Source organism: Enterobacter sp. PL_is379 (genome assembly GCF_055817355.1).
Genome location: NZ_JBVPGT010000021.1, coordinates 45,872 through 67,074, shown reverse-complemented (window position 1 = coordinate 67,074; position 21,203 = coordinate 45,872). Strand labels below are relative to the sequence as shown.

Annotated in this window: 21 protein-coding genes; 14 read left to right on the top strand and 7 right to left on the bottom strand. The window is 56.4% G+C overall.

Annotated features, from left to right (window positions below; genetic code table 11):
- Window positions 1-1,161: a cystathionine gamma-synthase gene (gene metB, locus AC0TOY_RS03775; RefSeq protein WP_148769937.1), complete on the bottom strand. Its 1,161-nt coding sequence runs from the start codon at window positions 1,159-1,161 to the stop codon at window positions 1-3.
- Window positions 1,162-1,437: 276 nt separating this feature from the next.
- Here metB and metJ point away from each other — a divergent pair, with 276 nt between their 5' ends.
- On the top strand, window positions 1,438-1,755 hold the full coding sequence (gene metJ, locus AC0TOY_RS03770; protein ID WP_015966498.1) for a met regulon transcriptional regulator MetJ: 318 nt from the start codon (window positions 1,438-1,440) through the stop codon (window positions 1,753-1,755).
- 48 nt (window positions 1,756-1,803) lie between these two features.
- Here metJ and rpmE read toward each other — a convergent pair whose 3' ends face one another.
- Window positions 1,804-2,016, bottom strand: coding sequence for a 50S ribosomal protein L31 (rpmE, locus tag AC0TOY_RS03765; RefSeq protein WP_003862040.1), 213 nt, complete (start codon window positions 2,014-2,016; stop codon window positions 1,804-1,806).
- 200 nt (window positions 2,017-2,216) lie between these two features.
- Between rpmE and priA the strand changes: the two genes are divergently transcribed.
- The 7 genes from priA to rraA all read left to right on the top strand — a co-directional run bounded on the left by priA (window position 2,217) and on the right by rraA (window position 10,182).
- On the top strand, window positions 2,217-4,412 hold the full coding sequence (gene priA / locus AC0TOY_RS03760; RefSeq protein ID WP_473721506.1) for a primosomal protein N': 2,196 nt from the start codon (window positions 2,217-2,219) through the stop codon (window positions 4,410-4,412).
- Window positions 4,413-4,531: 119 nt separating this feature from the next.
- Window positions 4,532-5,557: a DNA-binding transcriptional regulator CytR gene (gene cytR / locus AC0TOY_RS03755; RefSeq protein WP_023309683.1), complete on the top strand. Its 1,026-nt coding sequence runs from the start codon at window positions 4,532-4,534 to the stop codon at window positions 5,555-5,557.
- A 93-nt stretch (window positions 5,558-5,650) separates the two neighbouring features.
- Window positions 5,651-6,646 carry a cell division protein FtsN gene (ftsN, locus tag AC0TOY_RS03750; protein WP_148769941.1) on the top strand — a complete coding sequence of 332 codons (996 nt, stop codon included), beginning with the start codon at window positions 5,651-5,653 and terminating at the stop codon, window positions 6,644-6,646.
- Between the two features lie 94 nt (window positions 6,647-6,740).
- On the top strand, window positions 6,741-7,271 hold the full coding sequence (gene hslV / locus AC0TOY_RS03745; RefSeq protein WP_008501802.1) for an ATP-dependent protease subunit HslV: 531 nt from the start codon (window positions 6,741-6,743) through the stop codon (window positions 7,269-7,271).
- 9 nt (window positions 7,272-7,280) lie between these two features.
- Window positions 7,281-8,615, top strand: coding sequence for an HslU--HslV peptidase ATPase subunit (hslU, locus tag AC0TOY_RS03740; protein WP_023309685.1), 1,335 nt, complete (start codon window positions 7,281-7,283; stop codon window positions 8,613-8,615).
- Window positions 8,616-8,683: 68 nt separating this feature from the next.
- On the top strand, window positions 8,684-9,604 hold the full coding sequence (menA, locus tag AC0TOY_RS03735) for a 1,4-dihydroxy-2-naphthoate polyprenyltransferase (RefSeq protein WP_032648463.1): 921 nt from the start codon (window positions 8,684-8,686) through the stop codon (window positions 9,602-9,604).
- Between the two features lie 92 nt (window positions 9,605-9,696).
- A complete protein-coding gene (gene rraA / locus AC0TOY_RS03730) occupies window positions 9,697-10,182 on the top strand; it encodes a ribonuclease E activity regulator RraA (RefSeq protein WP_023309687.1) in 486 nt (161 codons plus the stop codon).
- A 567-nt stretch (window positions 10,183-10,749) separates the two neighbouring features.
- Here the strand turns inward: rraA and zapB are convergent.
- The gene (gene zapB / locus AC0TOY_RS03725) at window positions 10,750-10,989 is read right to left on the bottom strand and encodes a septal ring assembly protein ZapB (protein ID WP_010436935.1); all 240 of its coding nucleotides are present in this window, start codon (window positions 10,987-10,989) and stop codon (window positions 10,750-10,752) included.
- A 410-nt stretch (window positions 10,990-11,399) separates the two neighbouring features.
- On the opposite strand from zapB, the gene AC0TOY_RS03720 reads away from it, so the two are divergent.
- The 4 genes from AC0TOY_RS03720 to fpr all read left to right on the top strand — a co-directional run bounded on the left by AC0TOY_RS03720 (window position 11,400) and on the right by fpr (window position 15,718).
- Window positions 11,400-12,245, top strand: coding sequence for an MIP/aquaporin family protein (locus tag AC0TOY_RS03720; RefSeq protein ID WP_014885705.1), 846 nt, complete (start codon window positions 11,400-11,402; stop codon window positions 12,243-12,245).
- 21 nt (window positions 12,246-12,266) lie between these two features.
- The gene (glpK, locus tag AC0TOY_RS03715) at window positions 12,267-13,775 is read left to right on the top strand and encodes a glycerol kinase GlpK (RefSeq protein WP_014885706.1); all 1,509 of its coding nucleotides are present in this window, start codon (window positions 12,267-12,269) and stop codon (window positions 13,773-13,775) included.
- An 89-nt stretch (window positions 13,776-13,864) separates the two neighbouring features.
- Window positions 13,865-14,875, top strand: a complete 1,011-nt coding sequence (glpX, locus tag AC0TOY_RS03710; RefSeq protein ID WP_115876985.1) for a class II fructose-bisphosphatase — start codon at window positions 13,865-13,867, stop codon at window positions 14,873-14,875.
- Between the two features lie 96 nt (window positions 14,876-14,971).
- The gene (gene fpr, locus AC0TOY_RS03705; protein ID WP_024909194.1) at window positions 14,972-15,718 is read left to right on the top strand and encodes a ferredoxin--NADP(+) reductase; all 747 of its coding nucleotides are present in this window, start codon (window positions 14,972-14,974) and stop codon (window positions 15,716-15,718) included.
- On the opposite strand, the gene AC0TOY_RS03700 is transcribed toward fpr, so the two are convergent.
- A complete protein-coding gene (locus AC0TOY_RS03700; protein ID WP_148244648.1) occupies window positions 15,719-16,138 on the bottom strand; it encodes a DUF805 domain-containing protein in 420 nt (139 codons plus the stop codon).
- A 112-nt stretch (window positions 16,139-16,250) separates the two neighbouring features.
- On the opposite strand from AC0TOY_RS03700, the gene AC0TOY_RS03695 reads away from it, so the two are divergent.
- Both AC0TOY_RS03695 and tpiA read left to right on the top strand, forming a co-directional pair.
- On the top strand, window positions 16,251-16,847 hold the full coding sequence (locus AC0TOY_RS03695) for a DUF1454 family protein (RefSeq protein WP_024909195.1): 597 nt from the start codon (window positions 16,251-16,253) through the stop codon (window positions 16,845-16,847).
- A gap of 111 nt (window positions 16,848-16,958) precedes the next feature.
- Window positions 16,959-17,726, top strand: coding sequence for a triose-phosphate isomerase (tpiA, locus tag AC0TOY_RS03690; protein ID WP_014172206.1), 768 nt, complete (start codon window positions 16,959-16,961; stop codon window positions 17,724-17,726).
- 48 nt (window positions 17,727-17,774) lie between these two features.
- Here the strand turns inward: tpiA and AC0TOY_RS03685 are convergent, their stop codons facing one another.
- The 3 genes from AC0TOY_RS03685 to AC0TOY_RS03675 all read right to left on the bottom strand — a co-directional run bounded on the left by AC0TOY_RS03685 (window position 17,775) and on the right by AC0TOY_RS03675 (window position 20,994).
- Complete coding sequence (locus tag AC0TOY_RS03685; RefSeq protein WP_148769945.1) at window positions 17,775-19,079, bottom strand: SLC13 family permease; 1,305 nt, start codon at window positions 19,077-19,079, stop codon at window positions 17,775-17,777.
- Window positions 19,080-19,152: 73 nt separating this feature from the next.
- Window positions 19,153-19,896: a CDP-diacylglycerol diphosphatase gene (locus AC0TOY_RS03680; protein ID WP_024909197.1), complete on the bottom strand. Its 744-nt coding sequence runs from the start codon at window positions 19,894-19,896 to the stop codon at window positions 19,153-19,155.
- Window positions 19,897-20,004: 108 nt separating this feature from the next.
- A complete protein-coding gene (locus AC0TOY_RS03675) occupies window positions 20,005-20,994 on the bottom strand; it encodes a sulfate ABC transporter substrate-binding protein (RefSeq protein ID WP_024909198.1) in 990 nt (329 codons plus the stop codon).
- Between the last annotated feature and the right edge of the window lie 209 nt (window positions 20,995-21,203).

The following is a 21,203-nucleotide window of genomic DNA, read 5'->3' as shown; positions in this document are numbered from 1 at the left end:
TTACCCCTTGGCTGCGATCCGGAAGCCATTTTCCAGATCGGCAATTAAATCTTCAGAATCTTCAATACCGGTTGAGATCCGCAGCAGCGTCTCAGAAATCCCGGCGGCGGCACGTGCTTCCGGTGCCATACCTGCGTGCGTCATGGTCGCGGCGTGGGAGATCAAGCTTTCAACCCCACCTAAGGATTCCGCCAGCGTAAACAATGACAGCCCGCTCAGGAAGCGACGCAGCGTTTGCTCGTCACCGTCCAGTTCAAAACTTAACATCGCGCCAAACCCTTTCTGCTGGCGCGCGGCAATCTCGTGCCCCTGATTTTCCGGCAGCGACGGGTGATAGAGCTTCTTCACCAGCGGCTGGGTTTTCAGGAAATCGACAATCGCCTGGGCATTGCGTTGCGCCACTTCCATGCGCGGCGACAGCGTGCGAATGCCGCGCAACAGCAGATAGCTGTCGAAGGCGCCCGCGGTGACGCCAATATTATTGGCCCACCATGCCAGTTCGGTGACAACGTCGGGATCTTTGGCAATCACCACGCCCGCGACCACATCAGAATGGCCGTTCAGATATTTAGTGCATGAATGCAATACCAGATCGGCACCCAGTGCGAGTGGGTTCTGAAGGGCCGGACTGAGGAACGTATTATCCACTACACTTATCGCTCCCGCATCCCTTGCGAGCTGACAAATTTTCGCAATATCGACAACGCGCAACAATGGATTGCTTGGACTTTCCACCAGAACCAGCTTTGGCTTCTCTGCCAGCGCCTGTTTCAGCGCCTGTTCATCGTTTTGATCGACAAACAGTACGCGATAGCAGCCGCGTTTTGCCAGGCTATCAAACAGGCGATAGCTGCCGCCGTAGCAATCGTGCGGCGCAACCAGCAGGTCACCTGGTTTCAGGAACACGGTGGTCACCAGGTGAATGGCGGACATCCCCGTATTGGTTAATACGGCGCCTGCGCCACATTCCAGCTCGGCCAGCGCGCGCTGGGTCACGTCACGCGTAGGGTTGCCACGACGCGAGTAATCATGCGCGCGGGGTTCATTAAATCCGGTGAAGTTGTAGGTACTGGAAAGATGAATGGGCGGGACAACGCAGCCGTACTGCTCGTCATCATTTAATCCGCTACGCACTGCGATAGTGGCCTGTTTACGCGTCATGGTGAGGGCTTCCTGGCGAATGAGGTGAAAAGTCAGGCACCAGAGTAAACATTGAAAGTATGGACGTCAATACATCTGGACATCTAAACTTCTTTGCGTATAGATTGAGCAATGCGCAAATAGCCGTTAAAATTATATGCTTTAGTGCACGCTGCAGCGGCAATATCCGTGCCACGGTATCGTCTCTACGGTAAACTAGGCAAGATTGCGGTTCAAAACGAGTGGTTACAGGTTTTGCACCTTTAGATAAATGACTGAGAGGATTAAAGGTATCTCATGGCTGAATGGAGCGGCGAATATATCAGCCCATACGCTGAGCACGGTAAGAAGAGTGAACAAGTAAAAAAAATTACGGTTTCTATTCCTCTGAAGGTGTTGAAGATCCTCACCGATGAACGTACGCGTCGTCAGGTGAACAACCTGCGCCACGCAACCAACAGCGAGCTGCTGTGCGAAGCGTTTCTGCATGCGTTTACCGGTCAACCGTTGCCGAACGATGAAGATCTGCGTAAAGAACGCAGTGATGAAATCCCGGAAGAGGCGAAGGTGATCATGCGTGAACTGGGTATTGACCCGGAGACGTGGGAATACTGAGAAGCGGATACAAAAAAGGCACCTTGCGGTGCCTTTTTTTCGGGAAACTTATTTAGCGCCCGGGATGCTGAAACGCTTGTTGAAGCGGTCAACACGGCCACCGGTTGCAACATCACGCTGCTTACCAGTGTAGAACGGGTGGCATTTGCCGCACACGTCCAGGTTCAGATCGTGACCCACGGTAGAGCGGATCTGGATAGAGTTACCGCAAGAACAGTTTGCAGTAATCATTTCGTATTTCGGGTGAATATCTTTTTTCATGGGAGAACCTCAGTTAAGGCCGCGTCGCTCTTCCAGCCCTAACGCCAGACACCACGCGATGTTGATTGTAAGTTCTTTGGCGTAAAGTACACCAAAGGCGGCGAATCATACAGAATTTGACCAACGTATGCAAACTGATCCGCACGCCGCTTTCACTAATGTGTATACTAACGCGCCACTTTTCAAGTCAGGAAGATTCGATGCCCGTCGCTCACGTTGCCCTGCCCGTTCCGCTTCCCCGCACCTTTGACTACCTGCTGCCCGACAGCATGAGCGCCAAAGCGGGCTGTCGCGTGACCGTGCCGTTTGGCAAGCAGCAGCGCGTGGGAATTATTGTCTCCGTCAGCGATCGAAGCGAACTGCCGCTCAATGAACTGAAGTCGGTGGTTGAGGTGCTCGACAGCGAGCCCGTTTATTCCACCAGCACCTGGCGACTGCTGCTATGGGCGGCGGATTATTATCATCACCCCATTGGCGACGTCCTGTTCCACGCCCTGCCCATCATGCTGCGCCAGGGCAAAAGCGCCAGCCATGCGCCGATGTGGTACTGGTTTGCTACGGAAGATGGCCAGGCCGTCGACATTAACAGCCTCAAGCGCTCACAGAAACAGCAGCAGGCCCTGGCGGCGCTGCGTCAGGGGAAAATCTGGCGGCATCAGATCGACGAACTTGAAGTCAGCGAAACGGCGCTACAGGCATTAAGAAAGAAAGGGTTGAGCGACCTGGCAAGCGAAGCGCCTGCCCTTTACGACTGGCGCGAGAGTTTCTCCGTTTCAGGGGATCGCCTGCGTCTGAATACCGAACAGGCCACCGCCGTGGGCGCGATTCATAGCGCCTCCGATCATTTCTCCGCCTGGCTGCTGGCGGGCGTGACGGGCTCCGGCAAGACGGAAGTCTACCTGAGCGTGCTGGAAAACGTGCTTGCGCAGGGCAAACAGGCGCTGGTGATGGTGCCGGAAATTGGCCTGACGCCGCAAACCATCGCCCGCTTTCGCGAACGCTTTAATGCGCCGGTTGAGGTGCTGCACTCTGGCCTGAACGACAGCGAACGCCTCAGCGCCTGGCTGAAAGCGAAAAACGGCGAAGCGGCGATTGTGATCGGCACTCGCTCGTCGCTGTTTACGCCGTTTAAAAATCTTGGCGTTATCGTGATCGACGAAGAACACGACAGCTCCTATAAACAGCAGGAAGGCTGGCGCTATCACGCCCGCGATCTGGCTGTTTATCGCGCCCACAGCGAGCAAATTCCTATTATTCTCGGCTCCGCCACGCCTGCGCTCGAAACGCTGCACAACGTGCGCCAGCGTAAATACCATATGCTGCGCCTGACGCGTCGCGCGGGGAATGCCCGTCCGGCCATTCAGCACGTACTGGATCTGAAAGGTCAGCAGGTCCAGGCCGGGCTTGCGCCTGCACTGATTACCCGCATGCGCCAGCACCTGCAGGCGGGCAATCAGGTGATCCTGTTTCTTAACCGTCGCGGATTTGCACCTGCCCTGCTGTGCCACGACTGCGGATGGATTGCCGAGTGCCCGCGCTGTGACCACTACTATACCTTCCACCAGGCCCAGCGGCATTTACGCTGCCACCACTGCGACAGCCAGCGTCCGGTGCCGCGCCAGTGTCCGTCATGTGGCTCAACGCATATCGTGCCGGTGGGGCTGGGAACGGAACAGCTGGAACAGGCCCTTGCGCCCTTCTTCCCCGACGTGCCCCTGTCCCGAATCGACCGGGACACCACCAGCCGCAAAGGGGCGCTGGAGCAGCAGCTGGCGGAAGTGCATCGCGGCGGCGCACGCATCCTGATTGGCACTCAGATGCTGGCAAAAGGCCACCACTTCCCGGACGTGACGCTGGTCGCCCTGCTGGACGTGGACGGCGCGCTGTTCTCGGCAGATTTTCGCTCAGCCGAGCGCTTCGCTCAGCTTTATACCCAGGTGGCAGGGCGCGCCGGACGTGCTGGTAAACAGGGCGAAGTGGTATTGCAAACGCACCACCCGGAGCACCCGCTGCTGCAAACCCTTCTGCACAAAGGCTATGACGCCTTTGCCGAGCAGGCACTGGCCGAACGCCAGACCATGCAGCTACCGCCGTGGACCAGCCACGTCATCATCCGCGCGGAAGATCATAACAACCAGCAGGCGCCACTTTTCCTGCAGCAGCTGAGAAACCTCCTGCAGGCCAGCCCGCTGGTGGATAGTCAGCTGTGGATTTTGGGCCCGGTCCCTGCCCTCGCGCCAAAACGCGGCGGCCGTTTCCGCTGGCAGATCTTGCTCCAGCACCCCTCGCGCATTCGTCTTCAGCATATTGTTAGCGGCGCGCTGGTGCTGATTAACACCCTGCCCGAAGCGCGAAAAGTGAAGTGGGTCCTGGACGTCGACCCTATCGAAGGCTGAAGCTGGATCGAAAAATTTAACGCTCCTCACACTTTTTATGAAAATTCTGTAACCGATTCCATTAACTATCTGTAAAAATGGTGATGTCAGAAGTTCGGTGTTCAGGCGAGGAGAAGACGTTGAAGTCCAGGAAAGAGGTTGCACCGGCGACCATGAAAGACGTTGCCCAGAAAGCGCAGGTCTCTACGGCAACGGTATCCCGCGCATTAATGAACCCGGATAAAGTCTCCCAGGCGACCCGTAACCGGGTGGAGCAGGCTGCGCTTGAAGTGGGCTATTTCCCACAGGCGATGGGGCGTAACGTCAAACGCAATGAGTCGCGCACCATCCTGGTGATTGTACCGGACATCTGTGACCCTTTCTTCAGCGAGATTATCCGCGGTATTGAAGTCACCGCAGCGGAACAGGGTTACCTGGTGCTGATTGGCGACTGCGCCCATCAGAACCAACAGGAAAAAACCTTCATCGACCTCATTATCACCAAGCAGATCGACGGCATGCTGCTGCTTGGCTCTCGCCTGCCGTTTGATGCCAGCATCGAAGAGCAGCGTAATTTACCGCCGATGGTCATGGCCAACGAGTTTGCGCCGGAGCTGGAGCTGCCGACGGTCCATATCGATAACCTTACCGCCGCGTTCAACGCCGTAAACTATCTCCAGGAACTGGGGCATAAGCGTATTGGCTGTATTGCCGGACCGGAAGAGATGCCGCTGTGTCACTACCGCTTACAGGGCTACGTTCAGGCGCTGCGCCGTACCGGCGTCACCGTCGATCCGCACTACATTGCGCGCGGTGATTTTACCTTCGCTGCGGGTGGACAGGCGCTGGAGAAACTTCTGGACCTGCCTGAGCCGCCAACCGCCGTATTTTGTCACAGCGACGTGATGGCGCTGGGTGCATTATCGTATGCCAAACGTCGCGGCCTTCGCATACCGAAAGATTTATCGATCATCGGATTCGATAATATTTCGCTTTCGGAGTTTTGCGATCCGCCGCTCTCAACGGTCGCTCAGCCGCGCTATCAAATCGGCCGCGAAGCGATGCTTCTGCTGCTGGATCAGCTTCACGGTCAAACAGTTAGCAGCGGCTCGCGGTTGCTGGACTGCGAACTGATTGTTCGCGGCACGACCCAGGCATTGACTTAAAGTAAACGTCTTTCGGATACCCTTATCTGGTCAAAGCCCCGCCGCTTAAGTAACATGGCGGGCTGACGAACGAATAAATACAGCGAAACGATAGTGGCACAACGAGATTATGTACGTCGCGGCCAGCCGGCACCTTCGCGACGCAAAAAGAGTAGCTCAAGAAAAAAGCAACGTAACCTGCCTGCTGTCTCGCCAGCAATGGTCGCTATTGCTGCGGCTGTAGTCGTCGCCTTTATTGGTGGCCTGTACTTTATCACGCACCATAAAAAAGAAGAGTCTGAGGCGCTTCAGGCCAGTAAAGTCGCCGGAAACGGCCTTCCTCCGAAGCCTGAAGAGCGCTGGCGCTATATCAAAGAGCTGGAAAGCCGTCAGCCTGGGGTACGTGCGCCAACCGAACCTTCTGCGGGTGGTGAAGTACAGAATGCGAATCAGCTGACGGATGAACAGCGTCAGCTGCTGGCACAAATGCAGGCCGATATGCGCCAGCAGCCTACGCAGCTGAACGAAGTGCCGTGGAATGAACAGACGCCAGCGCAGCGCCAGCAAACGCTGCAGCGACGTCAGGCACAACAGCAGATTCAGCAGCAACAGCAGCAGCAGTGGGCGCAAACCCAGCCGGTGCAGCAGCCTAAAGCGCAGCCGCGGGTAACGGAACAACCATACCAGCAGCAGACGCGTACGGTGCAGTCTCAGCCTGTCCAACAGCAGCCGAAAACGCAGCCGCAGAAACAGGCGGCTCAGCCGTATCAGGATCTGCTCCAGACGCCAGCGCATACCACCGCGCAGCAGCCGAAAACGCAGCAGGCCGCACCGGTCACCAAAGAGACCGAAGCGCCGAAGCAGACGACCGAGAAAAAAGATGAGCGCCGCTGGATGGTACAGTGCGGTTCGTTCAAAGGTGCCGAGCAGGCGGAAACGGTACGTGCTCAGCTGGCCTTTGAAGGGTTTGATTCGCGTATTACCACCAATAACGGCTGGAATCGCGTGGTGATTGGTCCGGTCAAAGGCAAAGAAAATGCCGATGGCACCATTTCGCGTTTGAAAGTCGCCGGCCACACAAACTGCATTCGACTCGCCTCCGGGGGTTGAAACCCCCGAAATCCCCCCCATCTATCATTTAATTCAGCCCTGAGCACAGGCTCAGGGCTTCTGTTTCCCGATTCTGTAACCAGGGGGTCTGCTCGTGACAACAATAGTAAGTGTACGCCGTAACGGCCATGTGGTAATCGCCGGTGATGGCCAGGCCACGCTGGGTAATACCGTCATGAAAGGCAACGTGAAGAAAGTGCGCCGTCTCTACAACGACAAAGTGATCGCCGGTTTTGCAGGCGGCACGGCGGATGCCTTCACGCTGTTTGAACTGTTTGAACGCAAACTGGAAATGCACCAGGGTCATCTGGTGAAAGCTGCCGTTGAGCTGGCGAAAGACTGGCGTACCGACCGCATGCTGCGCAAGCTCGAAGCGCTGCTGGCGGTAGCCGATGAGACCGCATCGCTTATCATCACCGGTAACGGTGACGTGATTCAGCCGGAAAATGACCTGATTGCCATCGGCTCTGGCGGCCCTTATGCCCAGGCTGCAGCCCGCGCGCTGTTGGAAAATACCGACATGAACGCGCGTGATATCGCGGTGAAGGCGTTGGATATTGCAGGTGATATCTGCATCTATACCAACCACAACCACACCATCGAAGAATTGACCTCCAAAGCGTAAGGATCTCCCATGTCTGAAATGACCCCACGCGAAATTGTCAGCGAACTGAACAAACACATTATCGGCCAGGATAACGCCAAGCGCTCCGTGGCTATCGCCCTGCGTAACCGCTGGCGTCGTATGCAGCTTGACGAAGAGCTGCGCCACGAAGTCACGCCGAAGAACATTCTGATGATCGGCCCGACCGGCGTCGGTAAAACCGAAATCGCCCGTCGTCTGGCGAAGCTGGCCAACGCGCCGTTCATCAAAGTTGAAGCCACCAAGTTCACCGAAGTGGGCTACGTGGGTAAAGAAGTGGACTCCATCATCCGCGATCTGACCGACTCGGCGATCAAAATGGTGCGCGTCCAGGCGATCGAGAAAAACCGCTATCGCGCGGAAGAGATGGCCGAAGAGCGCATTCTCGACGTGCTGATCCCACCGGCAAAAAACAACTGGGGCCAGGCAGAACAGCAGGCGGAACCGTCCGCTGCGCGTCAGGCGTTCCGCAAGAAACTGCGTGAAGGCCAGCTGGACGACAAAGAGATTGAGATCGATCTCGCTGCCGCACCAATGGGTGTGGAAATCATGGCGCCTCCGGGCATGGAAGAGATGACCAGCCAGCTGCAGTCCATGTTCCAGAACCTGGGCGGCCAGAAGCAGAAAGCGCGTAAGCTGAAAATTAAAGACGCAATGAAGCTGCTGATTGAAGAAGAAGCCGCGAAGCTGGTGAATCCGGAAGAGCTGAAGCAGGACGCTATCGACGCGGTTGAGCAGCACGGCATCGTGTTTATCGACGAGATCGACAAAATCTGTAAGCGCGGCGGCAACAGCTCCGGCCCGGACGTGTCCCGCGAAGGCGTTCAGCGCGACCTGCTGCCGCTGGTTGAAGGCTGCACCGTCTCCACCAAGCACGGCATGGTGAAAACGGACCACATCCTGTTTATCGCATCAGGTGCCTTCCAGGTTGCCAGCCCGTCGGATCTGATCCCGGAACTGCAGGGCCGTCTGCCTATCCGCGTTGAGCTGCAGGCGCTGACCACCGAAGATTTCGAACGTATCCTGACTGAGCCAAACGCCTCTGCTACCGTACAGTACAAAGCGCTGATGGCGACCGAAGGCGTGAACCTCGAGTTCACCGAAGACGGTATCAAACGTATTGCTCAGGCTGCATGGCAGGTGAACGAAACCACCGAAAACATTGGTGCGCGTCGTCTGCATACCGTGCTGGAACGCCTGGTCGAAGATATCTCTTACGACGCGAGCGACCTGAACGGTCAAACCGTTACCATTGACGCAGAATATGTGAGTAAACATCTGGATGCGTTAGTGGCAGATGAAGATCTGAGCCGTTTTATCCTATAATCGCGGTTACTGGATTCTCATCACGTTTAATGGGGGCTAATGCCCCCATTTTTATTGGCTAAATACTTATGACTGACATCAGCCGTACTCAGGCGTGGCTCGAAAGTCTGCGCCCTAAAACACTTCCTCTGGCCTTTGCCGCGATTATCGTCGGCACCGCCCTTGCCTGGTGGCAGGGTTATTTTGATCCGCTGGTCGCCGCGCTGGCATTGATTACCGCCGGCCTGCTGCAAATCCTCTCCAATCTCGCCAACGACTACGGTGACGCGGTAAAAGGCAGCGACAAGCCGGACCGCATAGGGCCACTGCGCGGAATGCAGAAAGGGGTGATTACCCAGGCGCAGATGAAGCGCGCGCTGATTATCACCGTGGTGTTGATCTGTGCATCCGGCCTGGCGCTGGTGACGGTGGCGTCTAAGACTCCCAGCGATTTCATTGGCTTCCTGGTGCTGGGTTTACTGGCCATTATCGCAGCCATTACCTACACCGTCGGCACGCGTCCTTACGGTTATATTGGGCTCGGTGATATCTCCGTACTGGTTTTCTTCGGCTGGCTGAGCGTGATGGGAAGCTGGTACCTGCAGGCGCATACGGTGATCCCTGCCCTGTTCCTGCCCGCGACCGCCTGCGGCCTGCTGGCGACGGCGGTGCTCAACATCAACAACCTGCGCGACATCGACAGCGATCGCGAGAATGGCAAAAATACCCTGGCCGTGCGTCTGGGGCCGGTGAATGCGCGCCGCTATCATGCCTGCCTGCTCACTGGCGCGCTGGTTTGCCTGGCGCTGTTTAACCTGATTTCGTTGCAGAGCGTGTGGGGCTGGCTGTTTGTGCTTGCCGCGCCGCTGCTGATTAAGCAGGCCCGCTTTGTGATGCGTGAGCTCAGCCCGTCCGCCATGCCGCCGATGCTGGAGCGCACGGTAAAAGGCGCGCTGCTGACTAACCTGTTGTTCGTCATCGGGATTGTATTAAGCCAGACGCTAAGTTAGCTGACAAATATCAATTAACAATTGATGATTTTGCCAACAACGCATTTCGCACGATATACTGAACACATTCGCAGCAACTGAGCGTTAAACCTATGAAATACGATACCTCCGAGCTTTGTGACATCTACCAGGAAGATGTCAACGTCGTTGAACCGCTGTTCTCCAACTTTGGTGGGCGGTCGTCGTTTGGCGGACAGATCGTCACGGTGAAATGTTTCGAGGACAACGGGTTGCTGTACGATCTGCTCGAACAGAACGGCCGCGGCCGCGTACTGGTGGTCGATGGCGGCGGTTCCGTGCGCCGTGCATTGATTGATGCTGAGTTGGCCGGCATTGCCGTGCAGAACGAGTGGGAAGGCCTTGTGGTATACGGCTCCGTGCGCCAGGTGGACGATCTGGAAGACCTGGATATCGGGATTCAGGCCATCGCGGCCATACCGGTAGGGGCGGCGGGTGACGGCATCGGCGAAAGCGACGTGCGCGTTAACTTCGGCGGCGTGACCTTTTTCTCCGGCGACCATCTCTACGCCGATAACACCGGCATTATCCTTTCCGAAGATCCGCTGGATATCGAGTAGTAAAACCGTAAGCGTGAACCATAAAAAAACCGCCAGCAGCAATGTGGCGGTTTTTTTTGTCCCTCGGGATTCGCGGTCCGTTGGGAAGTTTTGCAACCTTTAACCAGGATTTTTATCTTACCCTGGTTCAAATCTCAGGTAACCCCATCGACCCTTTATAAATTCCTAATTAACTATTAAAACCTTAACTACGCTGCTGCTGCTCATTATGATGCATCGTCCCTTTCCGCCATCTCGCACATGGGCATCGGTCCAGGGAAAGGTGTATTCACAACCGTAAAGCAACCTTTAACCGGGCTTGTGTCCACCGACTTATCACCGGTGGTGAACGGTGGAGCGGTTAGCTGCAGGGACCGCATAATGAAACGCTATTTATGTATCGCGTTCATTGTCGCCAGCGTACTCGTTGTAAAGAGTGATGAACCGAATGTGTTCGTTGCTTTTGCTATGACAGCGCAGGACAAGTAGCGTTAAGGCCGCCTCTGGCGGCCTTTTTTATAACTGGCATAAAAAAAGCCGGGTAGCGGCATCGCCTTACCCGGCCTGTTCAGTTCATCCCAATGGGAATCAGACTTCTTCCATACGTCCCAGCAGCGCCTGCAGGCGATCCTGCCAGCCGTTCTGCTGTTCGCGCAGCTGGTTGTTTTCGCGCTCCAGTTCTTCGCGGCCGTGCTGCGCGTTCTGTACTTCCTGCGCCAGGCTGTTGTTCTTCTCTTTCAGCTCTTCAATTTCCATCTGCAGCAGGGTGATGGTGTCAATCGCCTGCTGTACTTTCGATTCCAGTTTCTCAAACACTTCTAAAGACATGATGCTACCTCTCCTGAATTGCAAGGCGACGCTTTAACATAAACGCGCACGACATATACCGTCGATTGTATGGAGCGCGGCGCTCTGTGTCCAGCGACACACCGCGCAGATCGCGGTTTGCAACACTTTTAGGTCTGGTCCTGGTGCGTTCGCGCCATATACCCCTAAATTGTTAACTGATTCGTTAATGAAATGATTCAGCTCACATTCCTGTACCGATCCTGTACTGCTGCAAAAATGTGCTTTATGGCGCGAAAACGCTCATTTTATTGACACAGACCACACATTTTGATTTCGATATTTCTCGTTTTTGCTCGTTAACGATAAATTAACACTATGTCTACAGGGCATCGTGGCTGTCACGGGCGGCCATGCTAACAATAAACATCAATTTCTTCAGGATTCCGATTATGAGTCAGACATCAACCTTAAAAGGCCAGTGCATTGCCGAGTTCCTTGGTACCGGGTTGTTGATATTCTTCGGAGTGGGCTGTGTCGCTGCACTGAAAGTGGCGGGTGCCAGTTTTGGTCAGTGGGAAATCAGTATCATCTGGGGTCTGGGCGTGGCGATGGCCATCTACCTGACCGCAGGGGTGTCTGGTGCACATCTTAACCCGGCGGTGACAATCGCACTGTGGCTGTTCGCGTGCTTCGACGGACGCAAAGTTGTTCCTTTCATTCTTTCTCAGTTTGCCGGCGCGTTTTGCGCAGCGGCGTTAGTTTACGGGCTTTATTACAATCTTTTCATCGACTTCGAACAGACGCATCATATGGTACGCGGCAGCGTCGAAAGTCTGGATCTGGCAGGCATCTTCTCAACCTACCCAAACCCGCATATCAATTTTGTGCAGGCGTTCGCAGTTGAAATGGTGATTACCGCTATTCTGATGGGCGTTATCCTGGCGCTGACCGACGACGGAAACGGCATTCCGCGCGGCCCGCTGGCCCCCCTGCTGATTGGCCTGCTGATTGCGGTGATTGGCGCCTCCATGGGCCCGCTGACCGGCTTCGCGATGAACCCGGCACGTGATATCGGACCAAAAGCATTCGCCTTCATCGCAGGCTGGGGCGACGTCGCCTTCACCGGAGGCAAAGACATTCCTTACTTCCTGGTACCGCTGTTTGCGCCGGTTGTCGGGGCTGCGCTGGGTGCGTTCAGCTACCGCAAATTAATTGGTCGCCATTTACCGTGCGACACCTGTGTGGAAGAGGAGAAGGAAACGACTTCTACCGCACAACAAAAAGCTTCGCTGTAATCTGACTACGGGACACATACCATGACCGAAAAAAAATATATCGTTGCGCTCGACCAGGGCACTACCAGCTCCCGCGCTGTCGTAATGGATCATGACGCGAACATCGTCAGCGTGTCACAGCGCGAATTTGAGCAAATTTATCCTCGTCCAGGCTGGGTAGAACACGACCCGATGGAGATCTGGGCGTCACAAAGCTCCACGCTGGTCGAAGTGCTGGCGAAAGCCGATATCAGTTCCGACGAGATTGCCGCGATTGGTATCACTAACCAGCGTGAAACGACGATTGTCTGGGAACGTGAAACCGGTAAGCCTATTTACAACGCCATCGTCTGGCAGTGCCGCCGTACCTCTGAGATCTGCGAACAGCTGAAGCGCGACGGCATGGAAGAGTACGTGCGCAGCGCCACCGGCCTGGTGGTTGACCCGTATTTCTCCGGCACCAAAGTGAAATGGATCCTCGACCATGTGGAAGGTTCACGCGAGCGTGCTAAACGCGGCGAGCTGCTGTTCGGTACCGTTGACACCTGGCTTATCTGGAAGATGACCCAGGGACGCGTTCACGTCACCGACTACACCAACGCCTCGCGCACCATGCTGTTCAACATCAACACCCTGGAGTGGGATGACAAGATGCTGGACGCCCTGGATATCCCACGCGCGATGCTGCCTGAAGTGCGCAAGTCTTCAGAAGTGTACGGTCAGACCAACATCGGCGGTAAAGGCGGCACCCGTATTCCTATCGCCGGTATCGCCGGTGACCAGCAGGCGGCGCTGTTCGGCCAGCTATGCGTCAAAGAAGGGATGGCGAAGAACACCTACGGCACAGGCTGCTTTATGCTGATGAACACCGGCGAGAAAGCGGTGAAATCAGAAAACGGCCTGCTGACTACCATCGCCTGCGGCCCGCGCGGCGAAGTGAACTATGCGCTGGAAGGTGCGGTGTTCATGGCCGGCGCGTCTATCCAGTGGCTGCGCGACGAGATGAAGCTGATCAGCGATGCGTTCGATTCCGAGTACTTCGCGACCAAAGTGAAAGACACCAACGGCGTGTACGTGGTACCTGCGTTCACCGGTCTGGGCGCACCGTACTGGGATCCGTATGCACGCGGCGCGATTTTCGGCCTGACGCGCGGTGTGAACTCTAACCACATTATTCGCGCCACCCTGGAATCCATCGCCTACCAGACGCGAGACGTGCTGGAAGCGATGCAGGCTGACTCCGGCATTCGTCTGCACGCCCTGCGCGTGGACGGCGGTGCGGTCGCGAATAACTTCCTGATGCAGTTCCAGTCCGACATTCTGGGCACTCGCGTTGAGCGTCCTGAAGTGCGTGAAGTGACGGCGCTGGGCGCGGCGTATCTTGCCGGTCTGGCGGTAGGCTTCTGGCAGAACCTGGACGAGCTGCAGGAAAAAGCGGTGATCGAACGCGAATTCCGCCCGGGCATTGAAACCACCGAGCGTAACTTCCGCTACAGCGGCTGGAAGAAAGCGGTGAAACGCGCCCTGGCGTGGGAAGAGCACGACGAGTAAGCCCCCCAAAGGGGAGAGGGGACTTAAAACCCCCCCTCCCCACTCTGTGATAAACTTCGTGCAATTCCTTTTGATTGCACGAGTACCTCATGAAACGTGAACTTGCTATCGAGTTTTCCCGCGTCACCGAAGCGGCCGCCCTTGCAGGCTATAAATGGCTGGGTCGTGGCGACAAAAATACCGCAGACGGCGCAGCCGTCCATGCCATGCGCATTGTCCTTAACCAGGTCAACATCGACGGCACCATCGTGATCGGCGAAGGCGAGATCGACGAAGCGCCAATGCTCTATATTGGTGAAAAAGTCGGTACCGGCAAAGGCGATGCCGTGGATATCGCCGTCGACCCGATCGAAGGTACGCGCATGACGGCAATGGGTCAGGCCAACGCCCTGGCGGTGCTGGCCGTAGGCGATAAGGGCTGCTTCCTTAACGCGCCGGATATGTACATGGAAAAGCTGATTGTCGGGCCTGGCGCAAAGGGCGCAATCGACCTCAGCCTGCCGCTGGAAGAGAACCTGCACAACGTCGCCAAAGCCCTGGGCAAACCCCTTAGCGAACTGACCGTGACGATTCTGGCCAAACCGCGCCACGACGCCACCATCGCGCAGATGCAAAAGCTCGGCGTGCGCGTGTTTGCTATTCCTGACGGTGACGTTGCCGCCTCGATCCTGACCTGCATGCCGGACAGCGAAGTAGACGTGCTGTACGGCATCGGCGGCGCGCCGGAAGGTGTCGTCTCTGCGGCAGTGATCCGCGCGCTGGATGGCGACATGCAGGCTCGTCTGCTGCCCCGTCATGAGGTAAAAGGCGACAGCGAAGAGAACCGCCGTATCGGGGAAAACGAGCTGGCGCGCTGCGAAGCGATGGGCATCGAGGCCAATAAAGTGCTGGCTCTGGACGAGATGGCCCGTAGCGACAACGTTGTCTTCTCCGCGACCGGCATCACCAAAGGCGATCTGCTGGACGGTATCACCCGCAAGGGCAATATGGCGACCACCGAAACGCTGCTGATCCGCGGTAAATCGCGCACCATTCGCCGCATCCAGTCTATCCACTATCTCGACCGCAAAGACCCGGACGTACAGACGCACATTCTGTAAAACCGTTTGATCGATAGAGCTTTCCGGCCCTGACGGGCTGGAAATTGTCACCACAAGTACGGAAGATAGAATAGAGAAACAGCACAGGAGAAGATCATGGCGGACTGGGTAACAGGTAAAGTCACGAAAATAGAGTTCTGGACCGATGCGCTATTTAGTCTCACCGTCCATGCTCCCGTCCACCCGTTTAAAGCCGGGCAATTCGCCAAGCTGGGGCTGGATGTCGACGGCGAGCGCGTGCAGCGCGCCTACTCTTACGTTAACGCGCCTGATAACCCGGATCTCGAGTTCTATCTGGTCACCGTTCCGGACGGTAAGCTCAGCCCGCGTCTTGCCGCCCTCAAGCCCGGCGACGACGTGCAAATTGTGAGTGAAGCGGCAGGCTTCTTTGTGCTCGAAGAGATCCCTGATTGTGACACGCTCTGGATGCTGGCAACCGGCACGGCCATCGGCCCTTATCTCTCTATTTTGCAGTACGGCAAAGATCTGGAGCGCTTTAAAAACATCGTGCTGGTGCACGCTGCACGCTACGCTGCAGACCTGAGCTACCTGCCGCAGATGCGGGCGCTGGAACAGCAGTACGGCGGAAAGTTAAAGATTCAGACGGTGGTCAGCCGCGAAACCGTAGCAGGAGCGCTTACCGGTCGCGTGCCGGCGTTAATTGAGAGTGGAGCCCTGGAGGACGCGGTGGGTTTGCCGCTGAACGCTGAAACCAGCCACGTCATGCTGTGTGGCAATCCGCAGATGGTTCGCGACACGCAGCAGCTTCTGAAGGATACCCGGCAGATGACGAAACATCTTCGCCGCCGGCCGGGCCATATGACCGCCGAACACTACTGGTGATCAGCGGTACTTCACCTCAACGGTGTCTTTACCGTATTTGTTTTCGCTCTGGGTGCCAATAAACGCGCCCAGATCGACAATCATCATCACGAAGATGATCGACGGCAGCAGCCTGCCCACAACCCACGGCAGGATGGACGGAAGCATTGCCCAGTTCCCCGCTACCAGCATCCACGCCAGAATAATCAGAAATGCCCACGCGCCGGAACGTCCGCGATCGTGCAGCCGTTTCACGACGACAGCCGCCGTTGGCCATAGCAGACAGACCAGCGCGAAGGCCGCCGTTTGCGTGCTCAGCCATGCATTGTAAGCAACGAAAAACAGAAGCAGCATGGCGACAATCCACGTCACCATCCAGATCCAGAAATCACGGCGTCCAATACGCCCTTTGAACGAAAACAGCCACTGCTGTATGGTCATGTAAGGTTCCTTATTATCGTATAGCGCGCATTTTACCCTGGAGTTGTGACCTTTTGACAAGCCGACCAGATATCGTTTTAATCATGAGCACTTACGGCCAGGGGCAATGTTGATGAAAAGTTCGGCACGTTCTCTCTTCCTGTGTTTAGCGCTGCTCAGCGTGGGTTACCCCCTGCACGCCGCCGAAACCACTGCCCCGACCACAGCTCCGTATCTGCTGGCGGGCGCGCCGTCATTCGATCAGTCCATCAGCGAGTTTCGTGAAACCTTCAATCAGGCCAACCCCACGCTGCCGCTGGATGAGTTTCGCGCTATTGATGGCCCCCGTGACACGCCTACCCTGACCCGTGCGGCAAGCAAGATTAACGAGAATTTGTATGCCTCCACGGCGCTGGAGCGCGGGACGTTAAAAATCAAAAGCATGCAAATCACCTGGCTGCCAATACAGGGGCCAGAGCAGAAAGCCGCTAAGGCGAAAGCGCTGGAGTACATGAGCGCGGTATTGCAGGCCTTTACCCCTGCGCTGACGAAAAAGCAAAGTCAGCAAAAGCTGCAAAAACTCCTTACCGCCGGGAAAAACAAGCGTTACTACGCCGATACCGAAGGCGCGATCCGCTATGTTGTAGCGGACAACGGCGAAAAAGGACTGACCTTCGCTGTTGAACCGATTAAGCTGGCACTATCTGACACTCTCGACGGGGCGAATTAATGACAAAAAGCAAAGCCTTTCGAGGGAAAATCTCTATACTGATTCACAGACCATGCTGCCCGACAGGGTGGCCATATTCCTTAATTCGCTTATTGAGCGTGGAGAATTGAAATGCGACATCCTTTAGTGATGGGTAACTGGAAACTGAACGGCAGCCGCCACATGGTAAACGAACTGGTTGCGAACCTGCGTAAAGAGCTGGCTGGCGTGACGGGCTGCGCGGTTGCTATCGCTCCGCCGGATATGTACCTGGATCTGGCTAAACACGCCGCTGACGGCAGCCACATCATTCTGGGCGCGCAGAACGTTGACGTTAACCTGTCTGGCGCGTTCACCGGTGAAACCTCCGCTGAAATGCTGAAAGATATCGGCGCGAAATACATCATCATCGGCCACTCCGAGCGTCGCACCTATCACAAAGAATCTGATGAGTTCATCGCGAAGAAATTCGCCGTGCTGAAAGAGCAGGGTCTGATCCCGGTTCTGTGCATCGGTGAAACCGAAGCAGAAAACGAAGCGGGCAAAACCGAAGAAGTGTGCGCACGTCAGATCGACGCCGTGCTGAAAACCCAGGGCGCGGCAGCGTTCGAAGGCGCGGTAATCGCTTACGAGCCAGTCTGGGCGATCGGTACCGGCAAATCAGCAACCCCTGCGCAGGCTCAGGCGGTTCACAAATTCATCCGTGACCACATTGCGAAAGCTGACGCCAAAGTCGCTGAGCAAGTGATCATCCAGTACGGCGGTTCCGTAAACGCCTCCAACGCTGCTGAGCTGTTCACCCAGCCAGACATCGATGGCGCACTGGTTGGCGGTGCATCCCTGAAAGCGGACGCTTTCGCGGTGATCGTTAAAGCGGCAGAAGCGGCTAAACAGGCGTAATTGCCTTTGTGGCGGGTGGCGCTTGCGCTTACCCGCCCTACAAAAACGCTACAACTTACCTAACACGCTAAACCACAGATAATCCAGCGGCAGCAGCACCAGATAAGTTGCCACCGCCAGCGCCAGACAAAGCACCATCCCCGCCCTTGCAGGCACCTTCCCGAGCCCCATCGCCACCACAATCGGCGACGCCTGATACGGCAGCAGCGGCGTAGAATAGCCCAGCACCTGAATCATGATCACCGACAGCAGCGGGAAGCCGGTCGCGTCCGAGAAGCTCTGCGCCAGGGTGGTGTAAAGCGCCGGCACGCCGTTGGCGGTCATAATGAAGTTGAGTGCGGTGGTAATACCGGTCAGCGCCAGGAAACTGGTGAACGGTCGGTCTGCATCCAGCGGCATAATGCGGAGCAACGCCTCGCCCACCGCCGTTCCGATGCCGGTTTGGGTCACGACGATCGCCAGCCCCAAAATACCGGCAACGTAGATACAGGTGCGCATATTCACCCCCGCAGAAAACTCCTCCCCGGTGATAAAACCTATACGCGGTAGCATAACGATGATCGACGCAGCCAGCCCCGTCCACGCGGGTCCCACGCCGTGCCAGCTCTCCGTCACCCACATCCCCAGCACCACCGCCAGCAGCCAGGCGAGACGCTTTTCGTCCCGCCCCATAGGCTCAGACGGCGCCTGTTCCTTCGGCGGTTTCGGGCTACCGGGAAATAGCCAGCAGATCAGGCCAATCAGGATCAGGCCTTTGAGAATGCCCAGCACCGGCGTGTGCAGCAGCAGATACGGGACATAGTTCAGATGGATGCCGTACGAGCCTTCCGCCGCACCGCTCATCACCAGATTAGGGACGTTAGCGGGCAGAATCGTCGCCGAAAGCTGGAAAGTCCCGAACCCTACCGCCAGCGCCAGACCAAACCAGGCGCGGGAGCCGTCGGCGATACCGGCGCGTTTTGCCATCGCCGCGACAATCGGCATCAGCAGCGCAATACGTCCCATGTTCGACGGCATCACAAACGCCAGCGCATAGCTCAGCAGCACCACGCTCGCTACCATTAATACCCAGGAGTCGGTGAGCTTTGCCGACAGCGCCCGGGCGGCCCTGTCCGCCAGTCCGGTTTTACGGATCGCCACGCCGAGCACAAAGCCGCTGAATACCAGCCAGAAAGCCGACGAGGCAAAACCGCCGAAGATGACCTCCGGCGGGGCGATTCTGGCGGTCATCGCCGCCGTGAAGAACAGCAGCGCGGTGATGAATTCCGGCAATAGCGACGTCGCCCACAGAACGATGGTGACGCCAACAATCAGTGAGGGTAGCAGCAGAGGATACGTTAACCAGAGCGACATACCTGTCTCCTGTAGAATTTTTCAGCAAGTCTACGGTGACAGGCAGCCCGAGTAAACGCGATTTATGGTGGGGTTACTTCAGGATAGCGCATTGATGATCCTGCAATTCCTCTGCCGACGCGCGGTTGAGCATCAACAGATTGCGCTCGGTCGCCAGCAACACAAACGAGCCATCCGACTGCTGCGCCATCGCCAGGGCAAAGCGCCCCATATGGTCGCGCGCTTCCGGCAGCTCTTCAGCCAGCATTATGAACGGGCTGCGCTGCACCAGTTCATTTTCCGTCACCCGGCGAGCAAGATACTCATGTCCTTCCAGCCCTCCGGGAAGAGGCAGCCACTGGGTGCTGATTTCTCCCTGTGCCGCGTTGAGCTTCTCGCGCACGTCCGGGCGCAGGCAGGAAATATGAATATGGAAATGGTTCTGCGTGCGCCCTGTCGGCGAGTTAATCGTCAGCGAAATGGCGCTGTCAGGCACCTCGGAGCCGCGCTTCAGAGTCATAAAGCTGCGTGACTGCCAGGCCAGCCAGAAAAAGTTCGGAGTATGAGATTCGGTCAAAAGCGGGCTTTCGGTGCCGTTGATGCGGTAGGTTGGCATCAGCAGGTACTGCAGCGGCCCGTTGCGATCTTTAAACACCACGTAGCCTGCGTCCGTTTTCACCTGCGCACACGGTGCCGGGTTACGGTTCTGGATCTGATTCGGCACACACTGGTCGAGAACGATATGTCGCAACGCATTCGGATTACCCGCTTTCATCCAGTACACACCGCCAGCGGCCAGGGCGATGACAATGAGGAGCAATAAGATAATTTTTTTCACAACGCGTTCCCTGTTTTCAATAGAGGCAAAAGAGTAACGCAAAATGATGACCAAATAAAAAACCCGGCGGATTTCTCACGCCGGGTCACCGTGTCATGGGCTAATGAGTTAGCGCTGGCTGATCTGGTCGAAGGTGCCGCCGTTAGAGAAGTGCTCTTTCTGCGCTTTGGTCCAGCCACCGAACTCGTCATCAATGGTGAAGAGTTTCAGTTTAGGGAATACGCTTTCGTATTTCTTCGCAACGGCCGGATCGCGTGGACGATAGAAGTTTTTCGCCGCAATTTCCTGGCCTTCTGGCGAGTACAGATACTTCAGGTAGGCTTCCGCCACCGCTTTGGTATCTTTCTTCTCAACCACTTTATCGACCACGGAGACGGTCGGTTCAGCCAGAATTGATTCGCTTGGGGTCACGATCTCGAATTTGTCTTTACCCAGTTCGTTAGTGGCCAGCAGGGCTTCGTTTTCCCATGCGATCAGCACGTCGCCAATCCCACGCTCGACGAAGGTGTTGGTGGCGCCACGTGCGCCGGAGTCCAGCACCTCAACGTTTTTATATAGCGCTTTCACGAATTCCTGCGCTTTAGCCTGGTCGCCATTGTTATGGTGCAGCGCGTAGCCCCATGCGCCCAGGTAGTTCCAGCGAGCGCCGCCAGAGCTTTTCGGGTTAGGCGTGATGACTGACACACCCGGCTTAATCAGGTCATTCCAGTCATGGATCTGTTTCGGGTTGCCTTTACGTACCAGGAAAACGATGGTCGAGGTGTATGGCGCGGAGTTATCCGGCAGGCGTTTGATCCAGTTTTTGTCGATACGGCCACGCTCGGCGATCGCGTCAACATCGTAGGCCAGCGCCAGGGTCACCACGTCGGCTTCAATCCCGTTGATGACGGAGGTCGCCTGCTTGCCAGAACCACCGTGGGACTGGCGAACCACGACATTGTCGCCGGTTTCCTGTTTCCAGTGTGCCGCAAACGCTTTGTTGTATTGCTCGTACAGCTCACGCGTCGGGTCGTATGACACGTTCAGTAACTGGATGTCCTTAGCCAGAACGCTGGTCGATGCCAGCAATAATGTTAAACCCACGCCCCATTTATTCATCGCCCAGCTCTCTTGTGTAGTGTTTTGATGAATGCAGCGTGCCAGAAAGCGATTCAAGGATTAAAGAATAAAAAAAGATTGGCTATAACGGAGTGGAATAAAAAAGCGTGCACACATAAAAAAGCCGGGTGGCGGCTTCGCCTTACCCGGCCTACGAACCGTGCTTTTGTAGGCCCGGTAAGCGCAGCGCCACCGGGCAAAAAACGCCG